Here is a 7,813-nt window from a genome sequence, read left to right on the forward strand (position 1 = left end):
TCTTCCCCTCCTCCGGCGGTTCGGGCAGGGTCGTCCTGGCCAGTGCGGTCGCGCCCTGGGCCGTACCGCCGGAGGAGGGGAAGAGCAGCGGCAGCAGGGCGGCGAGGGCCGCGAGGCGGCCCCGTCCCCGTTCCTCCCAGTCCGGTCCGTACGCGGCCGTGGCGACCGACTCCAGTTCGCTGACGAACGCGTCCGCGTTCTCCGGCCGCTCGTGCGGGGCCTTGGCGAGGCCCCGGCGGATGAGCGGGCGCAGCGGCTCCGGCGCCTGTCCGTCGGGGACGGGCGCCTCCAGGTGCTGGAGGGCGAGTTCGGCGAAGTTGTCCCCCGCGAAGGGCTTGCGCCCGGTCAGGCACTCGAAGAAGGTCGCGGTCGCCGCGTAGACGTCGGCCGCGGGCGAGGCGGGGGCGCCGTTCCACTGCTCGGGCGCCATGTAGGCGGGTGTTCCGGCGATGCCGGGCCTGCTGTCGCGTCCGGCCGCGATCCCGAAGTCGACGAGCTTGGACGATCCGTCGGCGGCGACGAGGACGTTCTCGGGCTTGTAGTCGCGGTGGACGACGCCCGCCCGGTGGGCGGCGGCGAGGCCGAGGAGCGAGCCCTTGAGGACCGCGAGGGCGGCCTCGGGGCCGGTCGAGCCCTCCCGGGCGAGGAGGGCGCGCAGGGCGACGCCGTCCACCAGTTCCATGACGATGGCCGCTCCCCGCGGCGCCTCGACGTACTCGTAGAGCCCGACGACGTACGGGCTGTCGAGAGCGCCGAGGAGCCGGGCCTCGGAGCGGAACCCGCGGACGAACGACTCGTCGGAACGCAGCCGCTCGCTCAGGTACTTCACGGCCACCGGCACGCCGGTCGCGTCGTGGACGGCGAGCGCCACGCGTCCGCTGCCGCCCGCGCCCAGCTCCCGGGACTCCGTGTATCCCGGGACGATCCATGCGCTCATCCCCGTTCCCCCCTCGGCGCCGTGGCGGCCTTCCTCCACAGGGACAGATTCTCGCCACGGCCGGTTCCCGGCGATAGGGGGAAAGAGGGAAAAGGGGACGGCCCCCCACATTCGTGGAGGGCCGTCCGGTGTGCGGTGCGGCTCACAGCGTCTTACGGCGTCACCTTCAGCAGCTTGTTCGCCGTGCCGGAGGAGGGGTTCTTGATGGCGTCGGGCGTGGCCGCCCCGGTCAGTGCGGCAGCCGTGTCGGCGGGCGTCGCCGACGGGTGGGCCGCCAGGTAGAGGGCGGCGGCGCCCGTCACGTGCGGCGTGGCCATGGACGTGCCGGAGATCGTCTTGGTGCCGGTGTCGCTGTCGTTCCAGTCCGACGTGATGTCCGATCCGGGGGCGTACAGGTCCACCACCGCACCGAAGTTGGAGAAGTCCGACTGCTCGTCGTCCTTGGTGCTGGAGGCCACGGTGATGGCCTCGGACACCCGGGCCGGCGAGCCCTGGCCGGCGTCGGAGGACTCGTTTCCGGCCGCGACCGCGAAGGTCACGCCGGAGGCGATGGCGCGCTGGACCGCGGCGTCGAGCGCCTCGTCGGCGCCGCCGCCGAGGCTCATGTTCGCGACGGAGGGCCCGGAGTGGTGCTGCGTCACCCAGTCGATGCCCGCCACGACCTGCTCGGTGGTGCCGGAGCCGTTGTCGTCGAGGACCCGCACGGCGACGATCTTCGCCTTCTTGGCGACGCCGTGGGAGGTGCCGGCGATGGTGCCCGCGACGTGGGTGCCGTGGCCGTTGCCGTCGTCGGCGGTGTCGTCGTTGTCCACGGCGTCGAAGCCGTGGGTGGCCCGGCCGCCGAAGTCCTGGTGCGTGATCCGGACGCCGGTGTCGATGACGTACGCGGTGACGCCCTCTCCCCCGCCGTCGGGATAGGTGTACTTGTCGTCTCCGGCCGTCTCGGTCTGGTCGATCCGGTCCAGGCCCCAGGACGGGGGCTTCTCCTGAGTCTCCTCGATGCTGAAGCGCTTGTTCTGGACGACCGTGTCGACGGCGGGGTCGGCGGCGAGCCGCTTGGCCTCCTCGACGGTCAGACCCGATGCCGAGAAGCCGTTGACCTTCGAGCCGTAGGAGCGCTGGAGGGTGCCGCCGTACTTCTTCGCGAGCTCCGCCTTGTTCGCGGATGCGTCGAGGATGACGACGAAGCTGCCGGCGACGGCGCCCGGGGCGCCGAGTCCGTGCACGGTGCCCTCGGCCGGGGCGGCCGCCCCGGCGAGATTGCCCGCGAGCAGCGCCGCGGTGGCGGCGCCTGCTACTCCTGCGGCTATGGCCGCGTTGCGAAGTCCGCGGGATCGCTTGTGAGTTGCCATGAAAAGGGATCTCTCCTCGTGTTGACGTGTGGGGCGTCAAACGTTCGAGAGAACCCTGTGTGGATTGGCAGGAGCAAATCAAGTGCGAACCAGGGGTAAGGGGTTCTTCAACAAGGTTTCTGAATAAGCCCTCCGCATCGCCTCCACCTCGCACACGCCCCGTCGCCAACTCCTCCGTGAAATGGACACGTTCGAGGCGGCCGACGGGGCGGGCGGGGAGTCAGTGACGCAAGCGGGTGTTGAGGCGGGCGGCCCGGCGGGTCAGGTGGTCGCGTTCCAGGGTGTCGGTCGCCTTCTTCGCCGCCTCGGCGTACAGCCGCGCCGCCGTGGTGAGATCGCCGGCGCGTTCATGGAGGTACGCCGCCACCGCCGTGTACCGGGGCAGGGAGTCGTCGAGCTCCGCGAGCGCCGCCAGGCCGGCGCGCGGTCCGTCGGCCTCGCCGACGGCGACCGCGCGGTTGAGCCGGACGACCGGACTGTCCGTCAGGCGCGTGAGCTCGTCGTACCACTCGACGATCTGCACCCAGTCGGTCTCCTCGGCCGTGGGGGCGTCGGCGTGGAGCGCCGCCACGGCGGCCTGCGCCTGGAACTCGCCGAGGCGGTCGCGGGCGAGGGCCGCCTGCAGGATCTCGACGCCCTCGGCGATCGCCCGGGTGTCCCACCGGCCGCGGTCCTGCTCCGCGAGCGGCACCAGGCTGCCGTCGGGCGCGGTCCGGGCGGCGCGCCGGGCGTGGTGGAGCAGCATGAGGGCGAGGAGCCCCGCCACCTCGGGGTGGTCGATGACGGCCGCGAGCTGCCGGGTGAGCCGGATGGCCTCGGCGGAGAGGTCGACGTCGCCGGAGTAGCCCTCGTTGAAGACCAGGTAGAGGACGCGGAGCACGGTGGCGACGTCTCCGGGGCGGTCGAACCGTACGCCGGAGACCGTCCGTTTGGCCCGGCTGATCCGCTGCGCCATGGTCGCCTCGGGCACCAGGTAGGCCCGGGCGATCTGGCGGGTGGTCAGGCCGCCGACGGCGCGCAGCGTGAGCGCGACCGCCGACGAGGGCGTCAGGGACGGGTGGGCGCAGAGGAAGTACAGCTGGAGCGTGTCGTCCACCGCGGGCGCGGGCCCGGGCGCGGGTTCCTCGTCGACGAGGTCCTCGCGCCGGCGGCGGGCGGTGTCCGCGCGGGCCGCGTCCAGGAACTTGCGCCAGGCGACGGTGACCAGCCAGCCCTTCGCGTCGCGCGGAGGGTCGTCCGGCCAGACGCGGACGGCTTCCACCAGGGCGTCCTGCACGGCGTCCTCGGCCGCCGCGAAGTCGGCTCCGCGGCGGACGAGGACGGTGAGGACGCTCGGCGTGAGGCTTCGGAGCAGGGCCTCGTCCATGGGTGCGGTCACTCCGTGATGACGGGCGGCGCGGCCATGAGCGGGCGCAGTTCGAGCCACTCGTGGATCGGCTTCCCGCCGGCCCCGGGAGCGGCCGAGAGCTCCCCGGCGAGCTCCAGGGCGCGCTCGTAGCTGTCGACGTCGATCACCATCCAGCCGGCGATGAGGTCCTTGGTCTCGGCGAACGGGCCGTCGGTGACCGGCGGGCGGCCCTCGCCGTCGTACCGGACCCACACCCCCTCGGGGGCGAGCCCCTGGGCGTCGACGAACTCGCCGGTCTTCTCCAGCTTGGCGGCGAAGTCGTGCATGTACTGCACGTGGGCCGAGATCTCCTCGGGCGTCCACTGGTCCATGGGCACGAAGCCCTCCGGGCACGGGGCGCCACGGTAGTGCTTCAGCATCAGGTACTTGGCCATGGTGTTCTCCTCGGTCCTTGTGCGGCCCATTCTGGTCGCTCTCACACCGGGGACGGAGCAGGTCACGGGTTCTCGACATCGCCGCCGGATTTTTTTCCGGCTTTCTCGACGTGTCCCGTGCCGGCTTCCCCGGCCTGCCGCTGACCGGCTTCCCCGGCCTGGCCGGCCTCAGCCCCACCAGCTGCGCGGTCCTGGCCCTGACCCTCGCCTACGGCGCGTACACCGCCGAGGTGTACCGGGCCGGCGTCGAAGGCGTCCGCAAGAGCTACGGCGAGCACGAGGTCCTGAAGGGCGTCGACCTCTCCGTGGACCAGCACGAGGTCGTCTGCCTCATCGGCGGCACCGACGCGCCGCGCCAGGCGCTCCGGCTCGGCCGCCGGGCCCGGGGCACCCGGTTCCACCCCGAGGCGACCCCGGCGATCGTCTCCCCGTGGAGCCGCGACGGCGCCGTGCTGCGCCGCAGCGGCCTCGGCCCGGCCGCGATCGCCGAGCAGCTCCGGCCACGCCACGCGGACGCCGCCCGTGCCCGGCGGACCGTCGCCCACCGCTGGGCCGCCCTCGTCCACGACGCGCACGCCCGGCGAGGTGCGGCGGGCTCCGCCGATCCCGTACGGGAGGAGCTCCTCGTCCGCGACACGGACCGACACCCGCACGAGGCGGCCGAGGCGGACGCCCAGTACCGGGCGCTGACGGAACTGCGCACCGTCTCCGTCGAGGAGTACCGCGCCCTCGGGCGCTCCTGCGTGGACAACGAGCAGTGGCGCGCCGCGTACGAGGCGATCGCACCGGGCCTCGCCGCGTACCAGCGCGACGCGATCGAGGCGTACGCCCCGTCCGGGCTGGGCTGAACGGGGACAGGGCGGCCACCGGGGGAGAACGCTTCCTCGGTGGCCGTCCTGCCTTCGCGGCCGACCGGGGCCCTGGAGCCTGGACGGACGGTGGTCTCACCGCTGGGCCAGGCTCGCCGTCGCCGGTGGGGTCTGCGCTCCGTCTCGGGGCACGAAGACATGCGGGCGGGGGTGCGGCATCGGCGCGCCGGCCGCGGTCGCGGCGAGGTCCAGGGCGGCGAGGAGGAGACGCAGGGCCCGACGGGCCGGCGGGGCGTCGAGCCGGGCTTCGAGGTCCGCCAGGGCGCGGCGGGCGCGGTGCCGGGCGCGGCCGGTGTGCCCGGCCCTGTGGTAGGCGAAGGCGTGGGCGTAGTGGGCGAGGGCCGTGGCCCAGGCGTCGTTCGCGCAGCCCGCCTGCGCGAGGGCGCGGCGGGCGGTGCGGGCCGCCGCCGCGGGGGTGCGGTGGGCCTGGACGACGGCCAGGGCGGCCAGGCTGACGGCGGGCGACGGGCCTCCGGGGGCGCCGCCGGGTGTCGTGTCCGCCGCCTGACGGTAGTACGCGGCGGCCGATTCGGGGTCCTGGCGCCGCCACGCCAGGGTGCCGTGCACATGGGCGATGCGGCCGAGGAGGGCGTCGTCGCCGGCGAGGACGGCCGCAGGCCAGGCGAGGGACAGCAGGTGGTGCGCCGTGCCGGGGTCCCATGCCGCGCTGAGCCAGGCGGCGAGCCATCGGCCCTGCGCCAGGAGCGGGCTGTCGGCGGGCAGCCGGGGCAGCAGTGCGCGCAGATGGTCGCTGCCCTCCCGGGCGTGGTCGTGGACCGCCCACCAGAACCAGAGGTGCAGCACGGTCTCCAGGGCCGTCTCGGCGTGACCGGTCCCGTCCCCGGCGCGGTGCACGAGGGCCATCAGGTCCTCGTGTTCGTCCTGGACGGTCTGGAGCGCCTGGCGCTGGAGGCCGGTGTTCCACAGGGTCTCGGCGACGGCCGCCGCGCCGCGGAAGTGGACGGCGTGCCGGTCCCGCGTGACCGGCCGTTCGCCCGCCGCCGCGAGCCGTTCCGCACCGAAGTCGCGGGCGGCCCGGGCCATGCGGTAGCGGGGCGGGCACACCGCGCCCGCTTCCCCGAGGACCTGGAGCACGCCCGTGGCGCTCAGCGCCGCCAGGGCGGGAGGAACCTCGTGGGGTGCGAGGTCGGAGCCCGAGCACACGAACACCGCCGCCGCCTCCGTGAAGGGCCCGGCGAAGGCGCTGAGTCGGCGCCAGACCCTGCGCTCCGCCGGTTCGCACAGGGCGTGGACGGCTCCGATGGCGGTGCGCAGCGTGCGGTGCCGCAGGAGGAACGGGTCCGGGTCGGCCAGTCGGCACTGGCCGGATTCGAGGTGGGCGGCGAGCTCCGCCATCGTCCACTCCCCCAGTCGGCCCGCGGCCAGTTCGAGGGCCAGGGGAACTCCCTCCAGGAGGCGGCAGACCCGGGCCACGGCCGCCGGATCGGGCTCTTCGCCCCATCCGCGCTCCCGCGCCCGGGAGACCAGGAGTTCCGCGGCGGGGGACGGTCCCGCCTGGCCCGGCGGCGCCTCCACGGGCAGGGGCCCCAGCCTGATCGTCCGCTCGTCGCCGAGCCCGAGCGGCCGCCGCGCGGTCACCAGGACCCGTACCGCAGGCCGGTCCACCAGCAGTGTCTGGACGAGGCCGATGCATTCGGTGTGCACGGGGTCGACATCGTCCAGGAGGAGCAGCACCTCATCGGCCGGGAGGGCGGGAGCGGGTGCGGCGGAGTCCGTGTGCGCCGGATCCCAGGTCAGGCCGGCGCCGTGCAGGGCCCGGACGACCCGCGCCGTCAACGCCCGGCGCCCTACGGGGATCCCGTCGTGCCACCGCACCCGGACCACCGTCCGCCCGGGGCCGTCGAGGGGGACCTTGACGGCGGCCAGGGCCAGTCGGCTCTTCCCCGTTCCGGCCGCTCCGGTCACGGTGACCAGCCGGTGGCCGGCCACGGCGTCCCGGAGCGCGGCGAGCTCCCCGTCACGTCCGACCAGGGCGTGACCGTCCCGGAAGCGGTCCACGAACCGGGCATCGTGTCCCTCGTCCCGATTCCACGTCTCCGGCACCGCGCACCATCCAGATCTTCGCTCTCGCCACCGACCCACCAAGATCGGGAGTCGATACAGAACCCGCAGGTCCCGGTTGCAGAACCGTCACTGCACCGGGCGTCACGGCAACCCCAACGCGCCGCCCCGTCCGTGGGTGGCGCGAACGGGGGACGAACCACCCGCCGCAACGAACGATGGAACGCGTGACCGACCGGGACGCCACGGCCGGCCGGCGCCGGAAAGTCACGGCCCGCGGCACCGGAAAGCCGCGCTCGAACCCGGCCGCGGTCACCCGGCGTCGCAGGCCGCAGCCGCCCGGCGCCCAGACCGCAACCGCCCGGCGCCGCAGGCCGCAGTCATCCGGCGCCGATCAATCCGGACGTAACGATTCCGTTGGCTTGAAAGCAATCTCCTTGACGTTCCTGGCAGTTGATGATCAATTCAAGTAATCTTCGACCGCGCCGGGGGCGTCACGGGATGACCCGGGCTCAGAACCTGGGGGGCCAGTGTCCAACGCGATCATGCTCGACCTGCCGTTTCCGCCTCACAGCAACCCGAACCGGGCATCCGTCGCGCCGCTCCACCGGAACTGGCTCCTCCGCCACGAGGGGCTCGCCGCCACCATCGCCCTGCCGGCGTACGACAAGTGGGACGTGCCCCGTCTCGCCGCGTTCACCAGCCCGGACTCCCCCGCCGAAGAGCTCGCCCTCGCCGCGGACCTGCTCGGCTTCTACTTCCTCTTCGACGACCGGTTCGACTCGGACCTCGGCCGGTCCCCGGCGCAAGTGGCGGAGATATGCACCCGCCTGACGGACCTTCTGCACGGG

6 protein-coding genes and 1 pseudogene are annotated in these 7,813 nt (G+C 73.9%); 2 read left to right on the forward strand and 5 right to left on the reverse strand.

All coding sequences use genetic code 11. The features are described 5' to 3' along the window. The 4 genes from CCN56_RS12430 to CCN56_RS12445 form a co-directional block, all read right to left on the reverse strand. Positions 1-937 (reverse strand): serine/threonine-protein kinase (locus CCN56_RS12430; RefSeq protein WP_143664507.1); only part of this gene is annotated, 937 nt, incomplete at its 3' end. A gap of 152 nt (positions 938-1,089) precedes the next feature. Continuing rightward, positions 1,090-2,289: a S8 family peptidase gene (locus CCN56_RS12435; RefSeq protein ID WP_086826451.1), complete on the reverse strand. Its 1,200-nt coding sequence runs from the start codon at positions 2,287-2,289 to the stop codon at positions 1,090-1,092. A gap of 220 nt (positions 2,290-2,509) precedes the next feature. Then, on the reverse strand, positions 2,510-3,655 hold the full coding sequence (locus tag CCN56_RS12440; RefSeq protein ID WP_086826453.1) for an RNA polymerase sigma factor: 1,146 nt from the start codon (positions 3,653-3,655) through the stop codon (positions 2,510-2,512). Between the two features lie 8 nt (positions 3,656-3,663). Then, positions 3,664-4,071, reverse strand: coding sequence for a YciI family protein (locus CCN56_RS12445; protein ID WP_086826455.1), 408 nt, complete (start codon positions 4,069-4,071; stop codon positions 3,664-3,666). Positions 4,072-4,181: 110 nt separating this feature from the next. On the opposite strand from CCN56_RS12445, the gene CCN56_RS44465 reads away from it, so the two are divergent. Further along, a complete protein-coding gene (locus tag CCN56_RS44465; protein ID WP_256961934.1) occupies positions 4,182-4,919 on the forward strand; it encodes a TipAS antibiotic-recognition domain-containing protein in 738 nt (245 codons plus the stop codon). 96 nt (positions 4,920-5,015) lie between these two features. Here CCN56_RS44465 and CCN56_RS12455 read toward each other — a convergent pair whose 3' ends face one another. Further along, positions 5,016-6,959 carry an AAA family ATPase gene (locus CCN56_RS12455; protein ID WP_256961935.1) on the reverse strand — a complete coding sequence of 648 codons (1,944 nt, stop codon included), beginning with the start codon at positions 6,957-6,959 and terminating at the stop codon, positions 5,016-5,018. Between the two features lie 533 nt (positions 6,960-7,492). Here CCN56_RS12455 and CCN56_RS12460 point away from each other — a divergent pair. Then, a pseudogene (locus CCN56_RS12460) lies at positions 7,493-7,813 on the forward strand (hypothetical protein); the annotation flags it as partial.

The sequence above is a fragment of the Streptomyces sp. NRRL B-24572 genome (assembly GCF_002156145.1).
In the GTDB taxonomy this organism is placed as follows: domain Bacteria; phylum Actinomycetota; class Actinomycetes; order Streptomycetales; family Streptomycetaceae; genus Streptomyces; species Streptomyces vietnamensis.

What these genes read in the sequence shown, in the direction of transcription:
- CCN56_RS12445 (WP_086826455.1), bottom strand. Translation starts at nt 4,071, where the DNA reads ATGGCCAAGTACCTGATGCTGAAGCACTACCGTGGCGCCCCGTGCCCG.
- CCN56_RS12440 (WP_086826453.1), bottom strand. Translation starts at nt 3,655, where the DNA reads ATGGACGAGGCCCTGCTCCGAAGCCTCACGCCGAGCGTCCTCACCGTC.
- CCN56_RS12435 (WP_086826451.1), bottom strand. Translation starts at nt 2,289, where the DNA reads ATGGCAACTCACAAGCGATCCCGCGGACTTCGCAACGCGGCCATAGCC.